General features: G+C 70.3%; 21 protein-coding genes and 1 pseudogene. 17 read left to right on the plus strand and 5 right to left on the minus strand.

Features of this window, described 5'->3' with window-relative positions; genetic code table 11:
- Nucleotides 1-9 precede the first annotated feature (9 nt).
- Both OG746_RS24170 and OG746_RS24175 read left to right on the plus strand, forming a co-directional pair.
- Nucleotides 10-522 (plus strand): MarR family winged helix-turn-helix transcriptional regulator, encoded by a 513-nt coding sequence (locus tag OG746_RS24170; RefSeq protein ID WP_266717792.1) that lies wholly within the window; start codon nt 10-12, stop codon nt 520-522.
- Entirely contained in the window at nt 519-1,769 is a 1,251-nt protein-coding gene (locus OG746_RS24175; protein WP_524540445.1) for a multidrug effflux MFS transporter, read from the plus strand. The genes OG746_RS24170 and OG746_RS24175 overlap by 4 nt, the downstream gene beginning before the upstream one ends.
- 226 nt (nt 1,770-1,995) lie before the next feature.
- Here OG746_RS24175 and OG746_RS24180 read toward each other — a convergent pair whose 3' ends face one another.
- Nucleotides 1,996-3,399 carry an FG-GAP-like repeat-containing protein gene (locus tag OG746_RS24180; RefSeq protein ID WP_266717794.1) on the minus strand — a complete coding sequence of 468 codons (1,404 nt, stop codon included), beginning with the start codon at nt 3,397-3,399 and terminating at the stop codon, nt 1,996-1,998.
- A gap of 532 nt (nt 3,400-3,931) precedes the next feature.
- On the opposite strand from OG746_RS24180, the gene OG746_RS24185 reads away from it, so the two are divergent.
- Both OG746_RS24185 and OG746_RS24190 read left to right on the plus strand, forming a co-directional pair.
- Complete coding sequence (locus tag OG746_RS24185; protein ID WP_266717796.1) at nt 3,932-4,459, plus strand: transglycosylase SLT domain-containing protein; 528 nt, start codon at nt 3,932-3,934, stop codon at nt 4,457-4,459.
- Nucleotides 4,460-4,515: 56 nt separating this feature from the next.
- A complete protein-coding gene (locus OG746_RS24190; protein WP_266717797.1) occupies nt 4,516-5,667 on the plus strand; it encodes an LCP family protein in 1,152 nt (383 codons plus the stop codon).
- A 151-nt stretch (nt 5,668-5,818) separates the two neighbouring features.
- Here OG746_RS24190 and OG746_RS24195 read toward each other — a convergent pair whose 3' ends face one another.
- Entirely contained in the window at nt 5,819-7,297 is a 1,479-nt protein-coding gene (locus tag OG746_RS24195) for a glycoside hydrolase family 43 protein (RefSeq protein WP_266717799.1), read from the minus strand.
- A 188-nt stretch (nt 7,298-7,485) separates the two neighbouring features.
- On the opposite strand from OG746_RS24195, the gene OG746_RS24200 reads away from it, so the two are divergent.
- Nucleotides 7,486-8,499 carry a LacI family DNA-binding transcriptional regulator gene (locus OG746_RS24200; RefSeq protein ID WP_266717801.1) on the plus strand — a complete coding sequence of 338 codons (1,014 nt, stop codon included), beginning with the start codon at nt 7,486-7,488 and terminating at the stop codon, nt 8,497-8,499.
- Between the two features lie 10 nt (nt 8,500-8,509).
- Here OG746_RS24200 and OG746_RS24205 read toward each other — a convergent pair whose 3' ends face one another.
- Complete coding sequence (locus tag OG746_RS24205; RefSeq protein WP_266717803.1) at nt 8,510-9,394, minus strand: SDR family oxidoreductase; 885 nt, start codon at nt 9,392-9,394, stop codon at nt 8,510-8,512.
- An 89-nt stretch (nt 9,395-9,483) separates the two neighbouring features.
- Between OG746_RS24205 and OG746_RS24210 the strand changes: the two genes are divergently transcribed.
- The 9 genes from OG746_RS24210 to OG746_RS24250 all read left to right on the plus strand — a co-directional run bounded on the left by OG746_RS24210 (nt 9,484) and on the right by OG746_RS24250 (nt 20,543).
- Nucleotides 9,484-10,212, plus strand: a complete 729-nt coding sequence (locus OG746_RS24210) for a TetR/AcrR family transcriptional regulator (protein ID WP_266717805.1) — start codon at nt 9,484-9,486, stop codon at nt 10,210-10,212.
- A gap of 249 nt (nt 10,213-10,461) precedes the next feature.
- Nucleotides 10,462-12,516, plus strand: coding sequence for a phosphocholine-specific phospholipase C (locus OG746_RS24215; protein ID WP_266717807.1), 2,055 nt, complete (start codon nt 10,462-10,464; stop codon nt 12,514-12,516).
- A 132-nt stretch (nt 12,517-12,648) separates the two neighbouring features.
- Nucleotides 12,649-13,413, plus strand: a complete 765-nt coding sequence (locus OG746_RS24220) for an alpha/beta fold hydrolase (protein WP_266717809.1) — start codon at nt 12,649-12,651, stop codon at nt 13,411-13,413.
- Nucleotides 13,414-13,499: 86 nt separating this feature from the next.
- A complete protein-coding gene (locus OG746_RS24225; protein WP_266717811.1) occupies nt 13,500-14,900 on the plus strand; it encodes a GntP family permease in 1,401 nt (466 codons plus the stop codon).
- A 77-nt stretch (nt 14,901-14,977) separates the two neighbouring features.
- Nucleotides 14,978-16,153, plus strand: a complete 1,176-nt coding sequence (locus OG746_RS24230) for a CaiB/BaiF CoA transferase family protein (protein WP_266717813.1) — start codon at nt 14,978-14,980, stop codon at nt 16,151-16,153.
- A complete protein-coding gene (locus OG746_RS24235; protein WP_266717815.1) occupies nt 16,150-16,998 on the plus strand; it encodes an HpcH/HpaI aldolase/citrate lyase family protein in 849 nt (282 codons plus the stop codon). Before OG746_RS24230 ends, OG746_RS24235 begins: the two co-directional genes overlap by 4 nt.
- A gap of 64 nt (nt 16,999-17,062) precedes the next feature.
- Nucleotides 17,063-17,992: a LysR substrate-binding domain-containing protein gene (locus tag OG746_RS24240; protein ID WP_266717817.1), complete on the plus strand. Its 930-nt coding sequence runs from the start codon at nt 17,063-17,065 to the stop codon at nt 17,990-17,992.
- 134 nt (nt 17,993-18,126) lie between these two features.
- Entirely contained in the window at nt 18,127-19,278 is a 1,152-nt protein-coding gene (locus tag OG746_RS24245) for an FUSC family protein (protein ID WP_266717819.1), read from the plus strand.
- A 68-nt stretch (nt 19,279-19,346) separates the two neighbouring features.
- Nucleotides 19,347-20,543 (plus strand): GDSL-type esterase/lipase family protein, encoded by a 1,197-nt coding sequence (locus OG746_RS24250; RefSeq protein ID WP_524540446.1) that lies wholly within the window; start codon nt 19,347-19,349, stop codon nt 20,541-20,543.
- Nucleotides 20,544-20,616: 73 nt separating this feature from the next.
- Here the strand turns inward: OG746_RS24250 and OG746_RS24255 are convergent, their stop codons facing one another.
- Nucleotides 20,617-22,032, minus strand: a complete 1,416-nt coding sequence (locus tag OG746_RS24255; protein WP_266717823.1) for an MFS transporter — start codon at nt 22,030-22,032, stop codon at nt 20,617-20,619.
- Nucleotides 22,033-22,138: 106 nt separating this feature from the next.
- Between OG746_RS24255 and OG746_RS24260 the strand changes: the two genes are divergently transcribed.
- A complete protein-coding gene (locus tag OG746_RS24260) occupies nt 22,139-22,840 on the plus strand; it encodes a TetR/AcrR family transcriptional regulator (protein ID WP_266717825.1) in 702 nt (233 codons plus the stop codon).
- Nucleotides 22,841-22,968: 128 nt separating this feature from the next.
- Nucleotides 22,969-23,604, plus strand: coding sequence for an HAD family hydrolase (locus OG746_RS24265; protein WP_266717827.1), 636 nt, complete (start codon nt 22,969-22,971; stop codon nt 23,602-23,604).
- 69 nt (nt 23,605-23,673) lie between these two features.
- Here the strand turns inward: OG746_RS24265 and OG746_RS24270 are convergent, their stop codons facing one another.
- Complete coding sequence (locus OG746_RS24270; protein WP_266717829.1) at nt 23,674-24,159, minus strand: HIT family protein; 486 nt, start codon at nt 24,157-24,159, stop codon at nt 23,674-23,676.
- 130 nt (nt 24,160-24,289) lie between these two features.
- On the opposite strand from OG746_RS24270, the pseudogene OG746_RS24275 reads away from it, so the two are divergent.
- Nucleotides 24,290-25,281 (plus strand): annotated as a pseudogene (locus OG746_RS24275) (LLM class flavin-dependent oxidoreductase).
- The last annotated feature ends 37 nt before the right edge of the window (nt 25,282-25,318 follow it).

A 25,318-nucleotide genomic window follows, 5' to 3' on the forward strand; every position in this document is an offset into this window, starting at 1 on the left:
CTTGGTGTCATGGTTGCGAACGACGAGGACCTGGCCACCGCTGAGCAACTGCGCTGGGGCGTCTCACGCCTGGCGTCCCGGCTAAGGGCGGAACACCTGGGAAGCGCCGAGCCGTTGACCCGGTTGTCGGCCTCGGTGCTGGCGAACCTCAAGCACCGGGGCCCGCTGGCCATCAGTGAGTTGGCGTCCATCGAGGGGGTCCAGGCGCAGTCGCTGACCCGTGTGGTGCAGGAGCTGGAGCGGCAGGGGAGAGTGACGCGCAGTCGGAGCGCCGTCGACAAGCGGCGTCAGGACATCGTGGTCACCGAGGTGGGCGTGGAGGCGCTGCGGGAGCACGTCCGTGACGGCAACGCCTGGTTGGCCTCCGCGCTGGCGCGAAGCCTTTCGCCGGCCGAGCGCGGACTGTTGCGACTGGCCGGTGAGCTGATGGAGCAACTGGCTCGCGTCGACGTTGAGTTGGACAGCGGAGACGAATCCGGCGGCGAGGCACGGCGCTCGGACACACGGGGGCGGCCGCGGTGATCGCCGGTCGGGCGCGAGCGAGTCGACGGACGGTCGGGGCGGGGGCCGGTGGCGGCTCACGGGTGCTGCTCCTGGCGGTGCTGGCCGGGCTGGGGGCGGCCAGTCCGCTGGCCACGGACATGTATGTCCCCGGACTTCCGGACATGGCTCAGTCGTTGGACACGAGCAGCGCGGGGACGCAGGTGACACTCACCGCGTTTCTGCTCGGCGTCATCGTCGGGCAGCTCGTCCTGGGGCCGCTGAGCGACATGGTGGGGCGCAGGCCCGTTCTACTGCTGGGTACCTCGGTGTTCGCCCTGTTCGGATTGGGGTGCGCGTTCGCGCCGACGATCGAGGCGATGACGGTGCTCCGTTTCGGGCAGGGTGTGTCGGGGGCCGCGGGCCTGGTGGTGGGGCGGGCTGTCGTCGTCGACCTGTTCCACGGGGTCGAACTAGCCCGCGTGTACGGGACGTTGGCGGGGGTCGGCGCGCTGGGGCCTGTGCTCGCTCCAGTGTTGGGCGGGGCCTTGTTGGCGGTGGCGCCGTGGCGGTACGTGTTCGTGGCGCTCGCGTTCGTCGGTGCCGTCCTGGTGGTGGGTCTTGCGCGCGGCGTACCCGAGTCCCTGCCGCCGCAGCGACGCATCGGGGGCGGGGCCGGCGGGGCTCTGCGCGCGACGGGGCGCCTCGTGGCGCGACCGACCGTGCTGGCGCCGGTGTTGACCATGGGCTGCATGGGCGCGGCGGTCTTCGCCTACGTGGCAGGGGCCACGTTCGTGCTGCACGACCTGCTGCGGCTGTCGCCCGCGGTGAGCAGCATCGTCTACGGGGTCAACGCGCTCGGGAACCTGGGAGCCTCGCTGCTCTACGGGAGACTGGCCCGTCGATTCGCCCCGGAATCGCTGATGGTGGCGGGCGCGGCAGTCGGCTTGGCAGGTCAGGTCGTACTGCTGCTGCTCGCCGGAACGGTGGGCGTTGGCCTGTTGCCGATCTGGCTGTGCCTGCTGGTGTCGGTGGCGTCTTTCGGATTCCTTTTCCCCGCGCTGACCACAGTGGGGCAGAGCCGAGGGCGGGAGGCGCCGGGCGCGATGTCGGCGCTCCTCGGTGCGGCGCAGTTCGCATTCGGTGCCGCGGCTTCGCCGCTGGTCGGCTTGTTCGGCACACGGAGTGCCGCCCCCATGGCATTGGTGATGGGCGCCTTTCTGGCACTGACGACGGTGGGGGCTGTGCTGTGTCGTCGGCAGGGTGCTGCGGTGCGGGCCGGCGAGTGACCCGCAGCCGGCCCGTGTGACCGCTCGGCCTCCCTGCTCGTCGACACGCTCGGCGGAGCGGGCCTGCTCGGCCGTGGGCCAGGACGGTCTGCTCGGAGTCCGCCCGCGGGTTGCAGCGGCCACCGATCGGCTGCGTGAGCACGCCACCGGAGCCGACCGACGAAGGCCCGGGGGGGCTTGGGCGGCCGTGCGCCCGGTGAGTAACGCCCCCCGAACCCTCGTGGCGTCAGTGGCGGGTCGTTGCGCCCAGGGACGAGCCGAAGCGGGCCTTGGTTGTCGGGTGGTCCAGGTCCTGCGGGGTGAAGAGGATCGAACCCGTGCCGGTCGGGCCGTCCGCCGAGCCGGGGATGACGCTGACCGCGCCGGTGCCGAGGTACTTGCCGGGGGCGCCGACGGTGAGGTCGGCCGTGCCGTCCGCGTCGTAGTCGCCGGCGGCCACCGCCGAGCCGAAGAGGTCGTTGCCCTCGCTGGAGCCGACCACGCCGGGCGTGGCCAGGGTGATGGTGTGCGCGCCCTGCGCGTCGAGGCCGGAATCCGCGCCCGGCACGACCGTCACCGCCCCCGCGTTGTTGAACCCGTCCGGGTCAGTGGCCGTGGTGTCGGCGGTGACGAGGTCGGCGTGGCCGTCGCCGTCGAGGTCGGCGAGGACGCCGGCCCGGCCGGGCTGCGCCTCACCCTCGTAGGCGACACCCGCGCCCATCCCCGAAGCGGTGCCCGGGAACATGCGCATGAGGAAGTCGTCCGGGCCGTCCGAGAAGCTGGTGTCCACGACGATGTCGTCCTTGCCGTCGCCGGTGACGTCACCGGCGACGATGCTGTAGCCCGCGAACGGCAGGCCGGTCTTGCCCAGTGTCGTGCCCGTGAGGCCCCTGGCAGAACCGGCCAGGACGCCGAGGGTGCCCTCGTCCGCCGCGTCGTCTTCGTAGGCGACGGTGGCGAGGTCGGTGTAGCCGTCGCCGTTGACGTCGGCCGACGCGATCTGTCCGGTCCCGGCACCGCCGCCGGGAGGCGTGAGGGCCTTCATGGCCGGCTTCGGGGTGTCGCGGAGATTAGCGGCCCCCTTCACTACCTGCACCTTCGTCCCGGCCGCGACCGCGATGTCGGCGCGCCCGTCGTGGTCGAAGTCGCCGACGGCCAGCTTGTCGCCGAAGGCCTGGCGGGCCGTCGGGGTCGGGGCGTGGAAGGCGATCGCGTCCGCGCTCAGCCCGCCCTTCGCGCCGAAGACGACGGTGACGGAACCGGCCCCCTTGACGGAGCCGATGGCCTCCCCGCCGGCTCCGATGACCAGATCCGCGTACCCGTCGCCGTCCACGTCCCCGACGGCCGTCGCCGAACCGAACCGGTCACCTGCCTCCGGGGTGCCGGGGATGCCCGTGGTGCGCTGGGTGATGCCCTTGTGGCGGGTGGTGCGCACGCCCTGCGCGGTGCCGTACGCCACCGAGACGTAGCCGGCCTTCGCGAACCCGGCGATCGTCCCCTCCGGCGCCCCGACCGCGAGGTCGCCGAAGCCGTCGCCGTCGAAGTCACCCGCGGGGGAGCCCGCGGCCCGGGGCTCGGCCTGCGCCTGCGCGGGCCCCACCAGCAGCGCGCCTCCCGTCACCGCCAGCGCCGTCGCGCACGCTGCGAGCATCCGTTGCCGTCTCATGCCGTTCACACACACTCCCGGTTGTCCTGTGGCTGAGCTGCCGGTGCGCGGGGATTTCCGAAGGGATTCCCGAGCGGATCCCTTGCGGAGTCCGGCGCATCGACATCACAGCAGACCTCTGGGGCAGGTGACCGGTTGCCCACGCCGGGGTGGAGGAGATGTGAACGGCCGGGAATCGCTCTTCCGGCGAAGCCGGTCAAACCCCTCGCGGACCCCTCCGGCTGTGAGCCCACCCATATGAGCCACGGCACATGCTAGGCGCGGTAGTAGCCGCGGCCGACCGGGAGAGTCGCCGCCGGCGTCCCCTCCGGAGCCTGTCCGAAGTGCCCGATCCGCCGGTTCTTCGTACCCGGGTAGTACGTCACATCTTTGCGTCCCGCCGTCGCGCGCCGCTAACCCTGACTGAGTTCCGAGTAGCCGGGACCGGCCGGAAGCCTCCGGAAAGCACCGGCACCGGACATCCGCTCACGACGCACTCCGTGCCGTCCCCCGTATAACCGATGGAGAGTCACCCCTCATGCAGTTTGTCCAGACGCCGGCGAACGCCGACCGCACCGCCCGTACGCGCAAGATCTCCGTCTCCGGCATCGCCGCGGCCGGCGCGATCGCCGCGGCCCTCACCCTGGTCCCCACGCAGGCGCACGCCGCCGAGCACACCGGTACGGCCGCCAAGACCGCCACGGCCGCCACGACCACGAAGACCGCGGCGTCCGCCAAGACCTACTCCAACAACCTCGACGGCTGGATCCGTGAGTCCCTCGACATCATGAAGTCGAAGGGCATCCCCGGCACGTACGAGGGCCTGCACCGCAACATCATGCGCGAGTCCGCCGGCAACCCGAACGCCGAGAACGGCTGGGACGTCAACGCCCAGAACGGCACCCCGTCCAAGGGCCTGCTCCAGGTGATCCAGCCCACCTTCGACACGTACCACGTCTCCGGCACGGCGAACGATCTGACGGACCCGGTCGCCAACATCACCGCGGCCGCGAATTACGCCGCCGACCGCTACGGCTCCATCGACAACGTCGACTCGGCGTACTGAGCCGCCGGCCGGCCAGCACCGAGCAGTACGTAGCACTGAGCAGTGAGGAAGACCCCATGCCGCACGAGAGCGGGAACGAGCACCAGGCGCACCCGGCCGATGAACCCGCGGCGCCCGGAGTGCCCGCCTACGGCCCCGCCCGGTTGCGCCGCTCCAAGCACCGCAAGCGCAAGCGCGCCCTGCGCTGGATCGCGGGCGGCGCCCTGGGTCTGACGCTGGTCGGTGGCGGCGGCGTGGCCTACGCCTGGCAGCACCTCAACGGCAACATCAAGGGCACGGACGTGGACGCCGCCCTCGGCTCCAACCGGCCCGACGAACAGCACGACGGCGCGATGAACATCCTCCTGCTCGGGTCCGACTCCCGGGCGGGAACCCACGGCGAGTACGGCAGCGGCGTCATGGGCGCCCGCGCCGACACGGCGATGGTCCTGCACGTCGACAAGACCCACAAGAAGGCTTCGGTCGTCAGCATCCCGCGTGACACCGAGGTCGACCGCCCCACCTGCAAGACCTCGCACGGCGACGTCCAGGCGGAGCACAAGGCCGTGTTCAACTCCTCGTACGCGCTGGGCGGGCCCTCCTGCACCGTGAAGACGGTCGAGAAGATGTCCGGCGTCCGCATGGACCACTATCTCGAGGTCGACTTCAAGGGCTTCCAGAAGATGATCGACGAGCTCGGCGGCGTGGACATCACCACGCGCAACGCCATCCACGACAGCAACAGCGGCCTCTCCCTGGACTCCGGAAAGCACCGTCTGAAGGGCAAGGACGCACTCGCACTCGTCCGCACCCGGCACGGCGTGGGCGACGGCAGTGACCTCGGCCGCATCCAGCTCCAGCAGGCGTTCATCAAGGCCCTGATCCACCGCGCCGACACCGTCGACCCGCTGGGCAGCCCGAGCAAGTCCTACGCCCTGGCGGACACGGCCACCAAGAGCATCAGCGCGGACTCCGAGCTGGCCTCCGCCGACAAACTCCTCGGCCTCGCCAAGGAGTTGAAGGGCATCAGCCCCGACCGCACCACCATGGTCACCCTGCCGGTCACCTACGACGCGCAGGACGCGGGCCGCGTCCTCCCCCTCGAAAAGGCCTCGCACCGCGTATGGAAGGCCCTCCGCCACGACCAGCCGGTCCCGAAGAACGCGACGCAGGGCTCGGTGGGCGACCGGACCGATTCACCTGTGGTGTCGTCGAGCGCGGGCGCCTGACGGCCGAACCGTCCGGGCCCAGTTGAGCACCCACGTGCTGGCCGACGGCTCGGGCAGCGTCTTCATCTCCGCCGGTCATGCCGACACCGGACTCGTCAGGACGGCCGACGGCTGGCGGGCGACGTCACCGCCGCTCAGGCCGTGTAGGACCTCAGTCCGTGTAGACCTCCGCCCGGTCCACGCTCACGAACGCGCCGGAGGAGGACGCGTTCTTGTCGCCCGTCACCCGGACCCGCACCGTGTGCGGGCCGTTCGTGAGGCGTGGGCTGAGGTACTGGAGGGTCTCGCCGGTGCGGATCGCGCCGTAGAAGTCGACGCGCTGCTCGGGCCCGCCGTCGACGCTGATCGCGGCGATGCCGTTACCGGTGTCCTTGACGGACAGCAGGGCGATCCGGGTGCCGGTGAAGGAGTACGTCGCGGTGTTGCCCGCCTTGTCGCTCCAGTGGTCGTCGCTCCAGAAGCACTGCGCCGCGCAGCCCGTACCGGAGTTCCACGTGCCGGTGTACTTGACGGAGCCGGACCCGCTGGAGCGGCCGTCGTCGTTGATCCAGTGGTTGCCCGATCCGGGGTCGCCGGAGGGCAGGTTCTGGGTGGCGCCCATGGCGAGCGGTGTGCCGAGGTTCGGGCTGCCGTCGGCGTTCCAACTGATCTTCTGGGCGCGGGTCGTACGGTTGTTGTAGGTGTTCGTCGACGTGGTCTTGGCGTGGTAGATCAGCCAATCCTCCTTGCCGTCCGGGGACTTGAAGAAGGCGTGGTGACCGGGGCCGAACACGCCGCGGTCGTCGGCGCGCTTGAAGACCGGCCCGTCGTGCTGCTTCCAGTTGCCGGCCACGAGCGGGTCGGCGCCGTCCGCAAGCGACATCATCCACACCTGGTAGTCGGGCTTGCCCGTGTCGCAGGTCGAATACGTCATCCACGTACGGCCGTTGCGGTTCAGGAACTCCGGGCCCTCGCGGACCTCGGGGCAGCCGCCGGCGCCGTCGATGGCGACCGCGTCGCCCGAGACGGTGTACGGGTTCGACATCGGCGCGATGTTGAGGCCGTTGTGCTGGTACTGGTTGATGCCGCTGTACGCCAGGTAGAGCTTGCCGTTGTGCTGGAGGATGCCCGGGTCGATCGCGAAGTCGTTGGCGTGGTTGGGCGGCGTGAGCTTCGCCTTGAAGTGGTACGGGCCGGTCGGGTCGTCGCCCTCCGACTCCAGGACGTAGAGGCGGTGGTGGTCGTCCGTGCCGTCGTCGGCCGTGTAGTACATGTACCAGTGCCCGCCGGAGCGGTAGAACTCCGGCGCCCAGATGTGCTGGTTGCGCGAGGCGTCGCTGTCCGTCCACACCGTCTTCGGGTCGGCGTCGAGCAGCGTGGCCAGGGAGGGCGAGCTCCACATCTTGATGCTGTCGCCCTGGGTGGTGGTGAGGTGGTAGGCCCCGTTCGCGTAGGAAAGGAACGGGTCAGGACCGGTGTTGAGCGGATTGCGGAAGGTGCTCGATGCGGCCGCAGACGATGCCGGCTTCTGCGCGGAGGCCGGCGCGGCCTTCTCCGCGGTGGCCTGCGTCGCGCTGACCAGGCCGGCGAACAGGGCGATCAACGCGGCTGCCAGACCGGCGACCAGGGCGGCACGGTGTCGTGCGCGCATGAGCTTCTCCTTACATCGATGTAAGTCCCGAGGCTTCTGGACGGTAGGGAAGGGGCAGAGGCGTGTCAACGCGGCGGCTGGGACGGCGAGTCGGCCACCAACGGCGATCCGGCCAAGAGGTGCAGCCGGGTGGATACGCTCACTGGCGGCGGACGGAGTGGACGGGGTGAGCGGAAGGGGTGAGCGGCGTGGCGGGCAGGCCAAGGCTCAAGGACGTGGCGGAGTACGCGGGTGTCTCGCCCAAGACCGTCTCCAACGTGATCAACGACTTCGAGCATGTGTCGGACCGGACCCGCGAGGCCGTCAAAGAGGCGATCGACGCGCTCGGCTACCGGGTCAACATCGCGGGCCGACAGCTGCGCCAGGGCCGCACCGGCATGATCACCCTGGCCGTGCCCGAGCTCGACGTCGCGTACTTCGCCGAACTGGCCGGGCTCGTGATGGCCGAGGCGGACCGGCGCGGCCGGACCGTCCTTCTGCACCGGACGAACGGCGTGCGCGAGCGTGAACTGGCCGCGCTGCACGGCTTCGACGCCCAGTTCACCGACGGCGTCATCCTCAGCCCGCTCGCGCTGCACCCGCGTGACCTGGCCACCCGCGACCGGGACCTCCCCGTGGTCCTGCTCGGCGAGCGGCCCGCCGAGGGCGGCACGGACCATGTCGCCATCGACAACGTGGCGGCGGCGCGCGAGGCAACCGCACACCTGCTGTCCCGGGGCCGTCGTCGTATCGCTGTCGTCGGCGGCAGGGCGCGTGGTCGGCAGGGCACGGACCGGCTGCGTACCGACGGCTATCGCAAGGCGCTGAAGGAGGCCGGGGTCCCCTTCGACAGCGACCTCGTGATCCCGGTGGACGCCTTCCAATGGCGGGACGGCGCGCGGGCCGCGACCGCCCTCCTCGACACGGATCCGCGCCCCGACGCCCTGCTCTGCCTCAACGACCACCTCGCTCTGGGCGCGCTGCGGGCCCTGCACGAGCGGCGGGTGAGCGTGCCGGGAAGCCTCGACGTGGTGGGCTTCGACGACATCGAGGCCTCGCGCTTCAGCGTGCCGAGCCTGACGACGGTGGCCCCGGACAAGCAGGAGATCGCCCGGGCCGCGGTGGCACTCCTGCTCGACCGCATCGACGATCCGGGCGGGACCCCACCGCGGGATCATGTCGTCGGCCACGAGCTCATCGTGCGGGAGAGCACCGGGAGTTGAGCGCCTCACGTCATCGCCCTGGAACCTCCTCAACCACCTCGTTCCAGGAGCCCTCCAGCAGGGCTCGGAAGCCGGCGGGCTCACGGCCGATCAGCTCGGTCAGCGTCGGGTCGACGGCGCTGAACTCGCCACCTCGCGCCGCCGCGAAGATGCTCAGCATCAGGTCGGCCATCGGGGCGGGCACACCGTGCGCCACGGCCTGCTCGCGGAAGGTGTCGTCGGGGACGACGGTGCGGGTGAAGGGCCGCCCGGTGGCCCGGGTCGCGAGCTCGGCAACCGCATCGAAGTCGAGCGCCGCAGGACCGGTGAGCGGAGGGGTGGGCCCCTCGAAGCGGCCCTCGTCGGTGAGGATCGCGGCGGTGGCCTCGGCGAGGTCGTCGTGGCCGGTCCAGGCGACGGGGCCGTCCGCGGGCAGGGCTATGTCGCCGCTGTGGCGGGAGGGCTCCAGGAACTGCAGGGCGCTCGCGGCGTAGAAGCCGTTGCGCAGCGCGGTCCAGGGCAGGCCGGTGGCGCGCAGCAGGTCCTCGGTCCTCGCGTGGTCGCGGCACGGCTGGAAGTGCGAGTCGTGGGCGGCGCCCATCTGGCTGGTGTAGAGGATGCGGCCGACGCCGGCCTTCACGGCGGCGTCGATGCCGGTGCGGTGGCCCGCGACGCACTCCTCGCCGGTGCGGTCCAAGGAGACGAGGAGCAGCTGCTCGGCGTGCTCGAAGGCGTGCACGAGTGAGGCGGGGTCGTCGAAGCTGCCCTGCCGCACGCGGACTCCGCGGTCGGCGAGGTCCTGAGCCTTCTGGGGGTCGCGGACGCTGACGCCGACACGCTCGGCGGGGACGCGCTCCAGCAGGCGTTCGACGACGCGACGGCCGAGCTTTCCGGTGGCTCCGGTCACGATGATCACGGGGTTCTCCCTACCGTGTTTCCAGTGGAATCACTGTAACGGTAGCACTGGAACTAACGATGGAAGCAATATCTCGGTATCATCGATACATGCCTACCCGTGACACCGCAGACAGCCCCCGGAACCGCATCGTCGAAGCGGCCGTCGAGCTGCTGGAGAGCGGGGGGCCGGACGCGGTCAGCACCCGCGCGGTCGCCGCCGCTGCCGGGCTGCAGCCACCGGCGATCTACCGGCTCTTCGGCGACAAGGACGGACTCCTGGAGGCGGTCGCCGAGCACGGCTACGCGCAGTTCCTGGAGAGCAAGCGCGCCCGGCTCGACCCCGCGCCGCAGGATCCGGTGGAGGAGCTCCGCCGTGGCTGGGACATGGTGGTGGAGTTCGGTGTCTCGCGCCCCGAGCTCTTCGCGGTGATGAACAGGGCCACCGGCCGCGAGGCGGACGTGGCACACCATGCGGGCCTGGAGATCCTTCATGGCCGGGTGCGCCGGCTCGCGGCGGCAGGCTGGTTGCGGGTCGACGAGGAGTTGGCGGCGCAGATCATCCAGGCCACCGGCCAGGGCGCCGTCATCGCCTGGCAGGCCACCCCGGCGGAACGCCGCGACCCGGCGCTGCTGACCGTGCTCCGCGAGTCCATGGTCGCCGCCATCACCCGGGCCGAACCCGCCTTCTCCGCCGCGGAGTCCGGCCCCGCCCCGGCGGCCCGGGCGCTGCGCGCCGCGCTGCCCGACAAGGTGGATGTCCTCAGCGAGGCCGAGCAGGGCCTGCTGCGGGAGTGGCTGACCCGCTTGGCGGCGGACGGTGGCGGGCCTCAGGCCTGACCCTGCGTCAGTGGATCGTCGGCTGTTGGGGGGCGTGAGTCGGCCAGTGATGGGCATGTGAGCGCCTGGTGCAGTGTCTTGATCATCTGTGTCGATTCGCGTAAGAACGAGTTCGACTTGATGTCTCCGAACTGTCGGTCGGCGGTGACGTAATGAGTGCTGCTCTGCCCGTGCTCCTTGCACAACAAGCCTCTGGGCACAACAGCCTCTGACGCGTCATCACTGAAGAAACAGGAGAACCCCCCACACATGACCGAACTCAACCGGCGTCGCTTCCTGCAGATCGCCGGAGCCACCGCCGCTCTCACGGCGCTCAACGGCTCCATCGACCGCGCCGCCGCCATCCCCGCCGCCCGCCGCAGCGGCACCGTCCAGGACGTCGAGCACATCGTGGTGCTCATGCAGGAGAACCGGTCCTTCGACCACTACTTCGGCACCCTGAAGGGCGTCCGCGGATTCGGTGACCCGCGCCCGGTCACTCTGCCGAGCGGCAAGCCGGTCTGGCACCAGTCCAGTGGCGGCAAGGAGACCCTGCCGTACCACCCGGACGCGGACGACCTCGGCATGCAGTTCATCGCCGGGCTCGACCACGACTGGGCCGGTGGCCACAGCGCCTTCGCCAACGGCAGGTACGACAACTGGATCGCCGCCAAGAGCACCGGAACGATGGCGTACCTGACCCGGGAGGACATCCCCTTCCACCACGCGCTCGCCGACCGGTTCACGGTCTGCGACGACTACCACTCCTCGTTCATGGGCGCGACCGACCCCAACCGCTACTACATGCTGAGCGGGTATGTCGGCAACGACGGCACGGGCGGCGGCCCCGTCCTCGGCAACGAGGAGGCGGGCTACGGCTGGACGACGTACGCCGAGCGTCTGGAGAAGGCCGGTGTCTCCTGGAAGGTCTACCAGGACATCGGCGACGGCCTCGACGCCGACGGCGGCTGGGGCTGGATAGACGACGCCTACCGGGGCAACTACGGGGACAACTCGCTCCTCTACTTCAACAACTTCCGCAACGCCAAGCCCGGCGACCCGCTCTACGACAAGGCGCGCACCGGCACGAACGCCAAGGCGGGGGACGGCTACTTCGACCTCCTCAAGGCCGACGTGAAGGCCGGCAAGCTGCCGCAGATCTCCTGGATCGCCGCGCCCGAAGCGTTCTGCGAGCACCCCAACTGGCCCGCGAACTACGGCGCCTGGTACATCTCCCAGGTCATCGACGCCCTCACCTCGAACCCCGAAGTGTGGAGCAAGACCGCCCTGTTCGTCACGTACGACGAGAACGACGGCTACTTCGACCACGTCGTGCCGCCCTACCCGCCGGCGTCCGCGGACCAGGGCCTGTCCACCGTCGACACCGAGCTCGACTACTACCCCGGTGGAACGCGTGCCGCCGGCCCCTACGGTCTTGGCCAGCGCGTCCCCATGGTCGTCGTGTCGCCCTGGTCCACCGGCGGCTACGTGTGCTCGGAGACCTTCGACCACACCTCGATCCTGCGGTTCATGGAGCGGCGGTTCGGGGTGCAGGAGACCAACATCTCGCCCTGGCGCCGAGCCATCTGCGGCGACCTCACCTCGGCCTTCGACTTCTCCATGAAGGTGACCGACCCGGCCGAGCTGCCCGACACCACCGGCTACACCCCGCCGGACCGCGACCGCCACCCCAGCTACGTACCGAAGCCGCCCGCACAGGGCGCGTTGCCCCGTCAGGAGGCCGGCTCGCGCCCCAGCCGCCCGCTCGCCTACGCCCCGTACGTCGACGGCGCGGCCGACATCGCGACCGGCAAGTACCGGCTCACCCTCAGCGGCGGCGACCGGTCCGGTGCCGCCTTCCAGGTGCGCTCGCTCAGCCGCGGCGACGGCCCCTGGACGTACACGGCCGAGGCCGGGAAGTCGATCGCGGACAGCTGGAACTCGACCTACTCCGAGGGCCGTTACGACCTCACCGCGCACGGCCCGAACGGCTTCCTGCGCGCCTTCCAGGGTGACAACAAGACCGCGGGCCCCGAGGTGACCGCGCGCCACGACGCGGGCACGGGCAACCTCGACCTCACCCTGACGAACCCGACGTCCGCGGCCGTCCGACTCACCGTCACCAACGCGTACGGCGGCGGCGTGCAGACGCACACCGTGCCCGCCGGTGGCACGGTCCGGCAGACCGTCGACCTGAAGAGCACCCGGCGCTGGTACGACCTGACGGTGCGCGCCGAGGGTGTCACCGGCTGGCTGCGCCGTCTGGCCGGGCACGTGGAGAACGGCACGCCGGCGGTGAGTGACCCGGGTATCGCGACCGTCTGAGCGGTGGACGGCGGTGGACGGCGGCCAACCGGGGTGGCAACCGCCCCTTGTCCGGTCGAGCCGATCTTCGTAGGGTCGGCTCGCCGGCGCCGCCGTCCCCGTGCGGTCCGCTGTCCAACGATGGAGCAGAACATGATCCCCTCTCAGCAGACCGCGGGTTCGGACGGGTCGGGCGCCGTGAGGCGGGTCGGGGCCCGGGAGGTGATCGCGCTTCCGGGCACCTTCTGCTCACCGTTGATCTTCGAACGGCTGGCTGAGCTGCTCGACGAGCGCTTCGAGATGCACGCCCTGTCGTGGATGACCGACGCGCCCTCGCACCGCATCGAGGAAGTGGCGGAGTGGGTCGCCGGATCGATCTGCCACGCAGGGCAGGATCCCGTCCTTCTCGTCGGGCACTCCACCGGCGGCGCCATCGCGCTGCAACTCGCCCTGACCCGGCCCGATCTGGTCGGCGCACTGATGCTGATCAACACGGGGCCGAACATGCACCACCACGGTGATGTCACGTCCTTGATCGCCTCGATGCGGAGGGACGGGACCGCGGACGTCGTACGGGCGGTCATGGACCGCTCGTTCCACCGGAGGCCGTCGCCCGAGGTGCGCGAGCGCTTGCTCGAGTACGGGCACGGTGTCCCGGTCCAAGCGGCGCTCGACGCGCTGAGCAGCCAGCACGCCACCGACTTCGCCCCGCGGATGGGGCAGTTGCGGATGCCGGTGTCGGTTGTGCACGGGCGCTTCGACGCCGTACGGACCGTCGACGACGCGGAGGCGATGACCGCGGCCGTGCCCGGGGCCCGGTTGTCGCTCGTGGACGCCGGCCACAGCCCGATGTACGAGACTCCGGAGCTGGTGGCGCAGGCGCTTGGTGACTTGCACGAACGCCATAAGGGCACCTGATACCCCCATCGCGGATTCCTGCCTTCCGCCACCGTGATCACCGTGTTTCCCTCACATGTACTCACGACGTGGTGAGAGGAACCCCCGTGACAGCTCTGCATACCGCGATAGCCATCCTCGTGGTTGTCCTACTGATTCTGGTGCCGAAAGTGGAACCGGTGATCGCCCTGGTCATCGGCTCGCTCTATCTCGGCATCGCGACCGGCCTCGGCTTCGAGGGCACCATCAACACGATCGTCGACGGCTTCGGCGACATCATGGCCGAGGTGGGGCTGCTGATCGGCTTCGGCGTGCTGCTCGGTTCACTGCTGAACTCCATGGGGGCGCTGCAGAAACTGGTCGAGAAGCTGATGCGCGTCCTCGGCCCGGGAAAGCTTCCCTACGCGCTCGCCGGAGCCCTCAGCGCCGTCTTCCCGTCGATCTACGTGGACGTCCAACTCGTCCTCGCCGCCCCGCTGGCCAAGTCCGCCGCGCCGCGCATGGGACGCTACGGCCTGCCCATGATGGGTGGCGCACTGAGCGCGGGAATCCTGGTCGGCTACGTGTTCGTGGTGCCGGGCCTCGGCACCTTGGCGGTCGCCGGACTGCTGCATGTGCCGCTCAGTACGATGCTGGTGTACGGCTTCGTCCTCGGCCCGCTCGCGGCGCTGCTGACCACGTTCCTCTACGGTCGGCTGCTGCGCCTCGGCCTGTGGAACGCGGACACCGACGAAGTGCCGGACAACGAGGACGTGCCCGACAACGAGGGCGCGCGGGACGAACCGGCCGATGTCACCGCCACCGCCACCGCGGCCGCGCCCGAGGACGAACACCCCGGCGCCCGCCGCCCGTTGCCGCCGCTGTACCTCTCGTTGCTGCCGATCGTCGTCCCGCTGCTGCTCATCGCCACCGGCGCCATCGCCGACGCCGCGGGCGTGGAGTCGGATCTGCTCGCCTTCCTCGGCAACCCGGCGTTCGCGCTGTTCGCAGGCCTGGTCGGTGCGTACACCTTGGCGAAGCGGGTGCTCACCAACGAGCGGGTGGACCAGGCGGTGACCGAGGGCTTCCACAGCACCGGGCAGATCCTGCTCGTCACTGGCGTGGGCGGATCGCTCGGTGCCGTCATCGGCAAGACCGGCCTCGACAAGGTGCTCTCCGGGATCTTCTCCGCCGACGCGGGCATGTCCACCGTGGTGACGATCCTGCTCGTGTGGCTGGTCGCGGCGCTGCTGCACCTGGCCATCGGCTCCATCGGTGTCGCCGCCATCGCGGCCGCCGGGATCATCGCCCCGATCATGGGCGACCTCGCCGTGCCGCCCGCGGTGCTGGCGCTGGCGATCGGTTCGGGCTCGCTCTTCGCCCTCCAGGTCAACAGCAACTTCTTCTGGATGTTCCAACCGCTCCTCGGAGTGACCACCCGAGGCGCGCTCAAAGCGCTCACCTTCGTGACCGCGATGGCATCGGTCGTCTCGCTGGTACTGGTCATCGCCGTGAGCTTCGTGGTGTGAGACCGCTGCCCCGACCCGGCAGCAAGCCCGAGAGAAGCCGGCAGCAACCCCAAGAGAACCCCAAGAGAAAGACGCACATGCAACCCCTCCGCGACATCACCGTCGTCTCGCTCGAGCAGGCCATCGCCGCTCCGTACGCCACCCGACAGCTCGCCGACCTCGGCGCCCGCGTGATCAAGGTGGAGCGTCCCGGCACCGGCGACTTCGCCCGCGCCTACGACACCCGTGTGCGCGGACTCAGCTCCCACTTCGTGTGGGTCAACCGCAACAAGGAGTCGCTCACCCTCGACATCAAGGACCCCCGGGGGATGGACGCCCTGCGCCGACTCCTCGCCGACGCCGACGTCTTCGTGCAGAACCTGGCGCCCGGCGCGGCCGAGCGGGCCGGTCTCGGCTGGGCCGAACTGCACGCCGCCCACCCGGAGTTGATCGTCTGCGACATCTCCGGCTACGGCACTCCCGGCCCGTACGCCACGGCGAAGGCGTACGACCTGATGGTGCAGAGCGAATCCGGGCTGCTGTCGGTGACCGGTACCGCCGAGGAGATGGCGAAGGTCGGCATTTCCGTGTCCGACATCGCCGCCGGGATGTACGCCTACAGCGCGATCCTCGCCGCCCTGTTGGAGCGGGGCCGCACCGGCGAGGGTGTCCATGTCGATGTATCGATGCTGGAGGCCACGGTGGAGTGGCTGGGCTTCCCTCTGTACTACGCGTACGACGGCGCCGAGCCGCCGCCGCGCGCGGGTGCGGCGCACGCGACGATCTATCCGTACGGTCCCTTCACCGCGGGGGACGGCAAGGTCGTCATGATGTGCATCCAGAACGAGCGCGAGTGGGCGGCCTTTTGCGAGCGCTTCCTGCTGCGCCCGGAGCTGACGACGCACCCGGACTACGCAGGCAACGCCGCCCGCAACGCACACCGCGAGGCGCTGGGCGCGATCATCGCGGCGCGGTTCGCTGAGCTCACCGCCGCCGAGGCCGTCGAGCTGCTGGCCGCCGTCCCGGTGGCACACGCCCGGGTCAACTCGCTGGCCGAGGTGTGGGAGCACCCGCAGCTGACCGCCCGCGGCCGCTGGCACCAGGTGGAGACCCCGGCAGGACCGATCCCCGCGCTGGCCCCGCCGGGACTGGTCGACGACACCCCACGCATGGACCCGGTGCCCGGCATCGGCGAGCACACCCGGGCCATCCTCGCCGAGGCGGGCCTGACGGACGCCGAGATCGACGAACTCACCAGCCGGGGTGCCGCATGACCGCCGACTCGGTGAACCCACTGAAAGCGGCGGTGAGTTGGCTGTTCGTGCCGGCCTCCCGCCCCGACCGGTTCGCGAAGGCGGCCGCCAGCGGCGCCGACGCCGTCATCATCGACCTGGAGGACGCCGTCGCCGCGGACGACAAGGCGACCGCCCGTGACCACTTGCGCGCAGCCTGGCCTCGGGACGCCGACGTGCCGGTGGCGGTACGGGTCAACGGCCCCCGAACCGCCGAGTTCGCGGACGACCTCGCCGCCTGCCGGACCCTGTCGCCCGCGGCCGTCGTGCTGCCCAAGACCGAGTCGGCGGCACAGGTGCGTGAAGCGTCCGAAGCGAGCGGCTGCCGCGTACTCCCATTGATCGAGACCGCGCGAGGACTGGTCAACCTCGACGGCATCACCGCCGAACCCGCCTCCGTGAGGCTGCTCTTCGGCAGCATCGACCTCGCCCTCGACCTGGGCGTGTCCGACGACCGGGCGCTGGACACGGCCCGAGCCGACCTCGTCCGCTGGTCGACGGCGAACGGACGGCCCGCACCTGTGGACGGAGTGACCACGGCCGTCCGCGATGCGGATGCCGTCACCCGGGCGGCCGCCCGCGCCCGCGCCTGGGGCTTCGGCGGAAAACTCTGCATCCACCCTGCGCAACTCCCGCACGTGCGCACGGCCTTCGCGCCCACCGAGGACGAGCTGAAGTGGGCCCGGCGAGTGCTCGCCACAGGCCACGACGCGGGCCACGACGCGGCGACGACCGTGGACGGTGAGATGATCGACCGGCCTGTCGTCGAACGAGCCCGCCGCATCCTCCACCAGGTCGAGCCCGCCGCACGGCACGCAACGTCATAGGCCAGCACCCCAGAGCGGGAACCCGAGCGGGAATCAGAGCAGGAAGGCGGCTGCGAACTCCACCGTGGACATCGCCCAGCTACGCGACTTCATCGCCGTCGTCGACGCCGGCAGCCTGTCCCGGGCCGCCGGCGTGCTGCATGTGTCGCAGCCCGCGATCAGCCAGCGCATGGCCCAACTCGAAGCACACCTTGGCGTCCGGCTCCTCGACCGCGGCCCGCGCGGCGTACGGCCGACGTCCCAGGGCCGGACGCTCTACCGGGACGCGCAGCAACTGGTGCGGCAGTTCGACCGCCTCGCGCAGGACATCACCGGCGGCCGGCAGCCGGTCCACGGCCCGGTCGCGATCGGCCTGCCCACCACGGTGACCGCGCCGCTCGCCCCAGCCCTGTTCTCCTGGGTGCGCGCCCACTACCCGGGCATCCACCTGCAGCTCTTCGAGTCGATGAGCGGCTACGTCCACGAGCTGCTGCTCGCAGGCCGCCTCGATCTGGCCGCGGTGTTCCGCGAGGACGACGCGCCACGCTCGGCCGAACTCCCGCTGTACTCGGAGGAGTTGTACCTGATCGGCCACCCTGACCCCGCTCCGGAAAGACCGGACGAGGTGTCCCTGCACGACCTGCGGCAGGTGCCGCTGGTGACGCCGGGCGCGCGCAGCAACCTGCGGGCCCTGGTGGACCGGGCGTTCGCCGCCCACGGGCTGGTGCCCAGGAACGTCGGCGACGTGGAATCCCTCGGCACGCTGATCCGTATCGCGGAGAGCGGCGAGGCCTGCACGATCCTGCCGCGCTCGGTGGTCGCGGTCCACGGCGCCCAGCACCGCATCGGCGTCCGCCGCATCATCGACCCCGCGCTGCGCCGCCACATCGCGGTGCGCACGGCCACCGACAGCTATGAGCCACGAGACACCGTGGTGGCGGTCCGCCGCGGCATCGTCGAGGTCACCAGGGAACTGGCCGACACGGGCCGGTGGCCGGGCATCCGCCTGGCCTGACCGGGTGCACAGTGATTCACCTAACCAGTGCACGGTGATTCATAGGTGCCATTGCGGGTTACCTGATCTTGGGCCCCGCCCACCGCGTGCGGGGCTCGGAAACCGAGGGGAAGCTGGAGTGTGTGGTGGGTCGAATGCGGAATGTCGGAGCGTGGCTGGGACGGGCGTGGGGGTCGGCGGGGCATGAACGCCACACCGTCCTTCTGGTCGTCAAGCGTGTGGTGGCGGCGACCCTGGCGTGGTGGATCGCGTACGACCTGATGAACGCGACGTCGCCGGCGTTCGCACCCTTCTCCGCGGTGCTGACGATGAACGTCACGCTGCACACGTCGGTGTGGCAGACGCTGCGGTACGTGGCGGCGGTCGTCGTGGGAGTGGCCGTACAGGCGGCGATCGGGTTCACGGCCGGACCGGACCTGCTCGCTTTCGCGGTCGTCGCCATCATTGCGCTGGTTCTGAGCCAGTGGCCGGCGCTGGGTGAACAGCGGTCCCAGGTCTCCACAGCGGCGTTCTTCGCGTTCTCCACCTACGCGGCGGCCACGACGAGCACCGACGGGGCGCGTCAGCTGGGGCAGATCATCGTCCTGGTCCTGATCGGCTGTGGGGTGGGTCTGGTCGTGAACCTGTGCATCGCGCCGCCGCTGCGCTACCGCAGCGCCGAGCAGGGGCTGCACGTCCTGGCGGCCGAGATGGAGTCGTTGCTGGGCGATCTGGCCGACGGCCTCAGCGAGGGTGACGTGGACGCCGATCGGGCGGCGCAGTGGCGTCGGGCGGGGGAGCGGGCGCAGGATGCCGTGGGCCAGGCCCGGGCAGGTCTGCACACGGCGGAGAACAGTCTGCCCTTCAACCCGCGGCGGTTGCTGCCGGCCCATCGCAGCTACCTGGATTTCGGCTGTTTTCGCCAGGTCCTGAGCGCGATGGAACGGGCTGTCCACCAACTTGCCTCGCTCACCCGGAGCCTGGACCAGTGGCGTGAGACGGAGAACACCTACACCTACGCCCCGGCCTTCAAGGCGTACGCCGACTTCGCCCTCCGCCTGCGGGACATCGTCCATGTCATCACCGAACTCGACATCGACACGCTCACCGAACAGGCCCAGGAGATGCTGGATGCGGCCGGCGTGGCGCAAGAGGCACTGCAACAGGTCATGGACACGGCGGACCGATACGACCTGCCACTGGCCGACGTCTCCCGCCCGTACGGCGTCCTCATCGTCGAAGCCACGCGACTGATGGAGGAGTTGCAGAACACCTGCGATGTCCTGCGCGAGGCCGCCGACGCCTGAGTGACAACGGCGGTCATCAGTGAAGAAGGCCGACCGGTTGTCATCGAACGTCGATGATCAGTAGGTTCATGTCGGCAATCCGGACCTGGGATGTTCGACCTGAGGCAGGAGCGGTGACGGTGGCGGTGCGGGCGGTTCCTCTGGTGGGTGGGCCGGTGGAATTCCGGGGTGCGCTGGATCTGGAGACCACGAAGGCGGGGCTGATGCCGCGCCGGTTGCCCGCCTGGACCACGGAGCAGTACCAGGACCCAACGGTCTATGGAGTGACCGTGATGCCTTCGGGGGTGCGGCTGGTGTTCCGCACCGATGCCACTGAGCTGGAGCTCGAGGTACTCACCTCGACGGGACAGCTAGAGACCGATCCCGAGCCGCGCCCGACCGGGATGCTGGATCTGGTGGTGGATGGCGCCCCGGCCGGACGCCGTCAGACGCCGGTGGGCAATGTGATGCGGATGGCGGGCCCCGGGGCCGAGCAGCGACTGATCGCGGGCGAGCCGGGGACCGTACGGTTCACCGGGCTGGCGGCCGGCATGAAGAACGTCGAGCTGTGGCTGCCACAGCAGACCCCCACGGAACTGGTGGCACTGCGCGCCGACGGTGAGGTGCTGGCGCCGCTGCCGGACGGACGCCGCCGGTGGGTGCACCACGGCAGTTCCATCAGCCACTGCATCGAGGCCGACGGCCCGACCGGCACCTGGCCGGTGGTGGCGGCCGCGCTCGGCGGGGTGGAGGTGATCAACCTCAGCCAGGCGGGCAACGCGATGCTCGACCCGTACGTCGCCCGGACGATCCGCGACATGCCCGCCGACCTGATCAGCCTCAAGGTCGGCATCAACATCGTGAGCCAGGCGGCCTTCCGAACGCGGACGTTCGGCCCGGCGGTCCACGGATTCCTGGACACGATCCGCGACGGCCACCCGGACACCCCGCTCCTGCTGATGTCCCCGGTGAGCTGTCCCGCTTTCGAGGAGACCCCCGGCCCGACCACGATGGGACCGGACGGGAAGATCAAAGCCCTGGGCGACCCGGGAGATGTCGCCACCGGTGCGTTGTCCCTGACCGTGGTCCGTTCCGAGCTGGCCCGGATCGTGGAGGCCCGCAGGGCACACGATCCCCACCTCCACTATCTCGACGGCCGCGAACTGCTCGGCCCGGACGAGGTGGACGACCTGGCCGACGGCCTCCACCCCACAGCTGCCGCATACCGCCGGATGGGCAAGCACTTCGCCGACCATGTCTTCGCGAGCGACGGGCCGTTCGGCTGAAGACGTCGTTCTTTTCGGTCCTTGATCTGGGGCGGGGGTCCTGTTCGGATCACCCCGCGGCCTCGGCCCTGCCTCATGATGCGGGTACTTGACTGCGGTCAGGGCGTGGGACGCGGCGCGGGTCGATGAGCGTGACGGTGGTGAGCACGGCGACGACCGCCAGGGCCGCGGACGCGCCCAGTACGGCCTGGGCCCCGTCGGTGACGGCCTGGCTGTCGTGGCCGCCATGGAGGGTGAAGATCGCGCCGAGCGCCGCGGTGCCGACGCCGGCACCGAGAGAGGCGAGGGTGGAGACGGTCCCGGCGACCATGCCCACTCGTTCAGGAGCCGTGACCCGCACCGCGACGGCCATGACGGGTGCGCCGGCGACCCCGCCGCCGGCTCCCCAGGCGAGCAGCGGCAAGAGCAGCGCCCACCACGGGGTATGAGGTGTGATCAGCAGCGCCAGTGCGGCGAGGCCGGCGCCTTTGAGCGCGTAGCCGGAGCCGATCACCAGGCCGGGAGCCCAGTGACTGAGCAGCTTGGAGGCGACCATGCCCATGGCGATCTGGGCGAGGAAGATCGGGGTCATCAGCAGGCCCGCCGCTGTCGGGCTCAAGTCGAGGCCGTCGGAGAAGTACAGCACCAGGTAGACCGAGCCGCCGATGGTCAGGACGCGCGAGAGGAAGATGGCCAGCATCGCGCCGGAGAACGCGGGCCGGCCGAACATCCGCAGGTGCAGCGTCGGCGCGGGCACGCGGAGTTGGACGGCGAGGAAGGCGGCCAGCGCCAGGCAGGCGATGAGTAGCGTCATGGTGTCCCGGCCTGACCACGGCGCGTCGCCGGTGCGGAGCATCAGGAGGGTCGCCGTGCCGAGGCCGACCATGAGCAGCAGGCTGCCGAGCCAGTCCGACCGCCCCGCCTCCGGCGCGGCCGGTGAGCGTGGCAGCACGCGGGCAGCCAGTACCCAGGCGGCCGCCCCGAGAGGCAGATTGATCGCGAATACCGCCCGCCATCCGAAGGTGTCGGCCAGTACCCCGCCGAGGGTCGGGGCGAGCAGTCCGGCCGCGGTCGCGAACGAACCCCAGGCGCCGATGGCGAGGTTGCGCTCTTCGCCGGAGTAACGGTCGGAGAGCAGAGGGATGCCGTTCACCATGATGGCCGCCGCCCCCGCGCCCTGGACCACGCGGGCGACGTTGAGCCACAGCAGATCGGGCGCCGCGGTCGCGGCCAGCGAGGCCACCGTGAACACGGCGATTCCGGCGAGGAACAGCGGCCGTCGGCCCCACCGGTCCGACAGGCTTCCGACGACCTGGGTGAGGGCGCCCATGGCGACCATGTACGTCACCACCACGGACTCGGCAGAAGCCCCGTCCGCGAGTTCCGCGCTGATCAGCGGAAGTCCGATGGCCACGATCGTGAGGTCGACGACCACCAGCCCCGTCGAAGCCATCACGAGCACCAGCACCCCGCTCAACGGCGGTAAGCGGCGGGACTTCTGAGCTGGCATGGGTTCGACCTCCGGGCGTGGGCGGGTGTGACCAGGCCAGCCTGAAGGTGCCCGACGCTAAAAGTCAACGTGTGTGAAGTTTAAGCCTGGGTCGTAGGCTGGCACCATGCCCGCCACCTCCCGCCGCCGCCCCACCACACGCAAGGGCCGCCCGGTCCTCACCCGCGAACTCATCGCCGCCAAGGCTCTGGAGATGGCCGGCACGCAGGGGTTCCCGTCCGTCACAATGCGCGCCCTGGCCGCCGAACTGGGCGTCACCGTGCGGGCGTTGTACAACTACGTCGAGGATCGCCAGGAGGTCGTCAACCTCGTCGTCGACCTCATGCTGAGCTCCTGGAACCCGCCGCCGCTCCACCCCGAGGCCTGGGAAACGTCCGTCGCCGACTACGCCGGCTCACTGCGCGAGCTGTACCGCCGCTGGCCACGCGCCCTGCTCGTCTCCCTCGACGAGGACACGCCCCCGACCTCGGTGCACCCCAACCGCCTGCTCAACCTGGACCGCTTCCTACGACTCCTGCAGGACATCGGCCTCGACCTCCCGGCGGCGCTCGCGGCCCACCGCCACCTCTCCCTGCTCGTCCTCTCCTTCGCCCTCCTGGTCGAGCAACCCGCCGACCGGTCCGGAGCCGACCGCACCACACTCGTCCCCGACACCTGGCTCGAGGACCACGCCGACCTCGACATCCCGACCCTCCGCCAGGCGGCGACACTGCGACTCCCCACCGCGGACGAGCAGTTCCACCAGCTCGTCTCGGCAGTCATCACCGAGATCCGCAACGAACTCGCCATCGCCGGCAAGCCCGAGTGACCTGCGTCCGATGCGCTCCGGCTGCCGGCGCCCGACACAGTTCGACTTGACGGGGCGTCACGAACGCCACGTCGCCCGGTGATTGCAACACTCGGTCTTGGCGCTCTCGCACCTGGGAGCATGCCGGGATGACCATCTCTGCCGTGCTCTTCGACGTGGACGGAGTCCTGCTGGACTCAGCAGCCGCTCACCGGAGAGTCTGGAACTCTTGGTCGCTGCTGCGAGGCCTGGATCCTGAGAAGGTGTGGCAGCTCACCTTCGGGCGGCGCCCCGAGGACACGGTCAAGGACGCTGGCGCCCATCTCGACCCAGTCGTCGAACGGCAGGTGCTCGACGACCTGTTGACCCAGGAACGAGACAGCGTCTTGCCGGTCGATGGCGCTCTTGATCTGCTACAGGATCTGTCCCACAGCCCATGGGCGATCGTGACGTCCGGCGACCGAGCCTTCGTCGAATCCCGTTTTGCGGCAGCTGGACTTCCTCTACCCGCCATTCGGGTCTACGGCAGCGATGTTGAAAACGCCAAGCCCGCGCCGGACTGCTTCGCCTTGGCTGCATACCGACTTGGCGTCTCCCCCTCGTCATGTCTGGTCGTGGAGGACGCACCCGCGGGCATACGCGCGGCGGTGGCTGCCGGATGCACTGTGATCGGCTTGACGACGACCCACCAGGAGGAGTCGCTCTGGCAGGCGCACACGTGTGCCACGTCCTTGTCGGAGGTGCGAAACCTCCTGATCTCACACGGTGTTCTGACACTGCCCTGAGCTTGGGGCGACAGCCCCACGACGGATGCCGCCGGGAAGTGCGGCATGCCCAGCTGTATGAACTGGTAGTCAGCACTCGCCGAGGAGCGCCCGCAGCTCACGGGCGTCGGCCTGAAGGGTGCTCTCGTCCTGGCGGAGCGGTGGGTCGAGGACCGCGAACGGCAAGGGCTCGCCGGCTGCGGGATCGTCGTCCTCACCCCGTCGAGGAACGATGTGGAAGTGGGCATGGGGAATGCTGTTTCCGAGGAGCTGATAGTTGAGTTTGAGCGGGCGATACAGGCGTTCAACTGCGCGTCCGGCTTCGAGGGTTTCGCGCCAGAACGCAGCAGCCTCTTCCGGTGTCATCTCTGTAGGCTCGGCCGCGTGACGCGTCGTGAAGACGACCACGAGGTAGCCACGAATGATGCCCGACCTCCACAAGTACGCGTTGCTGACAGTGCCTTTGCGTACCAGCAGGCCCCAGCCGATGTCTGTGGCATCAAAGTCATTGCCGCACATCGGACAGTCCTCGCCTGCCATGTGCTGCCGGAATTTCTCCGGCCAACGTGCACCCATCGATCCTCCTTGTTGCGGTTCCGCACCGTTGTCAGCGTCTGGCATGGTCCCGCAAGCGCGGCTCATCCCATAGGTGTTGACGCAGCATGGGGTTGAGACAGCGAAACCCCCACTGCCTCGAAGGAGCACGATGTCTGCACCCGACGCCAGCCCCGCCCGCGGCCGCGTCGGTGTCCTGCTGCCCCTCGACCTGCCTGCTCGCGAGGTGCTGTCCTACGCGCGCCGGGCCGAAGAACTCGGCTTCGATCAGCTGTGGGTGGTGGAGGATCTCGGCTGGCGCGGCGGCATCGCTCAGGCCGCCTCGTCCTGGCCAGCACCGCGAACATCACCGTCGGCGTCGGAATCCTGCCGGCCGGTGCCCGCAACGTGTGCTTCACCGCGATGGAACTCGCCACCCTCGCCCAGCTCCATCCCGGACGCCTCATCGCCGGAATCGGACACGGCATGCCCGACTGGATGCGCAAGGCCGGATCCTGGCCCGCCAGCCCCCTGACGCTCCTCAAGGAGTACACCACCGCGCTGCGCCAACTCCTGCGGGGCAACCCCGGACCCGAGAACGGCCGCTATGTGCGCTGCGAAGGCGTCGTCCTCACCGAGATCCCCGACGCCGAGGCCATCCCGCCCCTCGTCCTGGGCGTCCGCGGCCCCAGATCACAGCAGGCCGCGGGCTAGGTCGCCGACGGACTCCTCCTTGCCGAACCCGCCGCCCCCGCCTACATCAGCGCTTCCCTGAACCATCTGGGCCCCGAAGCCACCACCAAGGCCCCGGAGATCGTCACCTACGACGCCGCGGCCGTCGACGACGACGAGGAAGCCGCCCTCGCCCGTGTCCGCGCCGGTCTGGAAGCGATCGGTGAGCCGGGCTGGGCGGCCCACATCGACCCCCTGCCCTTCGCCGCCGAGCTGCGCGCCCACCGTGCCGCCTGCCGCAACGCCCGGGAGTTCGCCCGGACCATGCCCGCAGCCTGGGTCCGCGATCTGAGCATCGCCGGTACGCCCGACCAGGCCCGCGCGGCGATCACCGCACGCCACGCCGCCCGCGCGACCAGCGTGGTCCTTTCCCCCGCGGGCCCCGACGCCCTCACGCACCTCGACTCCCTCGCCCGCGTCCTCACCCCCTGACACCCACACCGCCGGACCGGAAGGAAGCCCCCATCAT

The sequence above is a fragment of the Streptomyces sp. NBC_01016 genome, from assembly GCF_026341035.1.
GTDB lineage: Bacteria > Actinomycetota > Actinomycetes > Streptomycetales > Streptomycetaceae > Streptomyces.

Coding starts and splice junctions, on each gene's coding strand:
- OG746_RS24185 (WP_266717796.1), top strand. CDS start 3,932: ATGCAGTTTGTCCAGACGCCGGCGAACGCCGACCGCACCGCCCGTACG.
- OG746_RS24265 (WP_266717827.1), top strand. CDS start 22,969: ATGACCATCTCTGCCGTGCTCTTCGACGTGGACGGAGTCCTGCTGGAC.
- OG746_RS24195 (WP_266717799.1), bottom strand. CDS start 7,297: ATGCGCGCACGACACCGTGCCGCCCTGGTCGCCGGTCTGGCAGCCGCG.
- OG746_RS24260 (WP_266717825.1), top strand. CDS start 22,139: ATGCCCGCCACCTCCCGCCGCCGCCCCACCACACGCAAGGGCCGCCCG.
- OG746_RS24190 (WP_266717797.1), top strand. CDS start 4,516: ATGCCGCACGAGAGCGGGAACGAGCACCAGGCGCACCCGGCCGATGAA.
- OG746_RS24210 (WP_266717805.1), top strand. CDS start 9,484: ATGCCTACCCGTGACACCGCAGACAGCCCCCGGAACCGCATCGTCGAA.
- OG746_RS24215 (WP_266717807.1), top strand. CDS start 10,462: ATGACCGAACTCAACCGGCGTCGCTTCCTGCAGATCGCCGGAGCCACC.
- OG746_RS24270 (WP_266717829.1), bottom strand. CDS start 24,159: ATGGGTGCACGTTGGCCGGAGAAATTCCGGCAGCACATGGCAGGCGAG.
- OG746_RS24235 (WP_266717815.1), top strand. CDS start 16,150: ATGACCGCCGACTCGGTGAACCCACTGAAAGCGGCGGTGAGTTGGCTG.
- OG746_RS24180 (WP_266717794.1), bottom strand. CDS start 3,399: ATGCTCGCAGCGTGCGCGACGGCGCTGGCGGTGACGGGAGGCGCGCTG.
- OG746_RS24230 (WP_266717813.1), top strand. CDS start 14,978: ATGCAACCCCTCCGCGACATCACCGTCGTCTCGCTCGAGCAGGCCATC.
- OG746_RS24245 (WP_266717819.1), top strand. CDS start 18,127: ATGCGGAATGTCGGAGCGTGGCTGGGACGGGCGTGGGGGTCGGCGGGG.
- OG746_RS24170 (WP_266717792.1), top strand. CDS start 10: ATGGTTGCGAACGACGAGGACCTGGCCACCGCTGAGCAACTGCGCTGG.
- OG746_RS24255 (WP_266717823.1), bottom strand. CDS start 22,032: ATGCCAGCTCAGAAGTCCCGCCGCTTACCGCCGTTGAGCGGGGTGCTG.
- OG746_RS24220 (WP_266717809.1), top strand. CDS start 12,649: ATGATCCCCTCTCAGCAGACCGCGGGTTCGGACGGGTCGGGCGCCGTG.
- OG746_RS24250 (WP_524540446.1), top strand. CDS start 19,347: ATGTCGGCAATCCGGACCTGGGATGTTCGACCTGAGGCAGGAGCGGTG.